1 pseudogene is annotated in these 1,052 nt (G+C 59.5%); it reads left to right on the top strand.

Annotation, left to right across the window (positions count from 1 at the left end):
• Nucleotides 1-53: 53 nt before the first annotated feature.
• Nucleotides 54-1,052 (top strand): annotated as a pseudogene (locus VI25_RS23000) (SusC/RagA family TonB-linked outer membrane protein); the annotation flags it as partial.

Raw genomic sequence — 1,052 nt, 5'->3', positions numbered from 1 at the left:
CGCTGCCTACAACCAGGCTGCCGACAACGCTGGCGTGGGTCGCCCGGCGGCTCATGACCCCGCCCAAAAACCCCTGGGGGCAGATTACGCGCACCAACTGGATAGACGAGATATTCCGCACCGGCAGCATTTACAACCTAAATGCTACTGTGAGCGGCGGCAATGACCGGGGGCGCTTCCTGACGTCCTTCGGCTTTCATGACCGGGAGGGACTACTCATCAGCACCAACCTTAAGCGCTACTCTCTGCGCCTGAAGTCGGACTACGACCTGAGCGACAAGATTACCGTTGGTCAGAACCTGTACGTAAACCATACCAAGGCCCGCGGCACGAACACCAGCAACGCCTATTCTGGCAGCATCCTCAATGCCATCTTCATGCCGGCCGCGGCTTCGGTACGCTACGCCGATGGTGGCTACGGTGGGGTAACCCCACTAGCTCCAGCACCCGAATTTCAGTTTGCCGGAGCCTACGGCGACGTATACAACCCCGTGGCCTTACTGGAGCGGCCTTCCATCAATAACCCCGTGCTCAACCTCAATGGCATTGGGTACGTGGAGTACAGCCCGCTCACCAACCTGAAGCTGCGCAGTAGCTTCAGCCTGGATATACTGCGCGACTCCTACAAGCGCTTCGACCCGCGCGTGCCCGAACCAGGGCGTAGCAACACGATGAACTACCTGACCCAGAGCCAAGGGCAGCGCGACAAGTGGATCTGGGACAATCAGGTAAGCTACCAGAAAGCCCTGGGCAAACACTTCTTCGACTTAACGGCCGTGTACTCGGCCCAGCGCACCAACTACGAATACTATTCGTTGCGAGGCCAGAACTTCGACCGCGAGGACAGCTGGTACCAGTACATTGGCAACGCCAAGGAAATTGTGGAACGCCCAGCTAGCGACGTGTATCAGGAGGCGTTGACTTCCGCCATCGGCCGCCTGACGTACAGCTTCAACGACCGGTACTTCCTGACCGGCAGCCTGCGCCGCGACCAGTCGTCGCGCCTGCTCAAGTACAACTCCGACTACTTCCCGGCAGTCTCGGGCGCCTGG

Origin of the sequence: Hymenobacter sp. AT01-02 (genome assembly GCF_000961955.2) — a bacterium.
Taxonomy (GTDB): domain Bacteria; phylum Bacteroidota; class Bacteroidia; order Cytophagales; family Hymenobacteraceae; genus Hymenobacter; species Hymenobacter mucosus.
The sequence above is the reverse complement of the archived record's forward strand: the minus strand, read 5'-3'. Positions and strand labels throughout refer to the sequence as shown.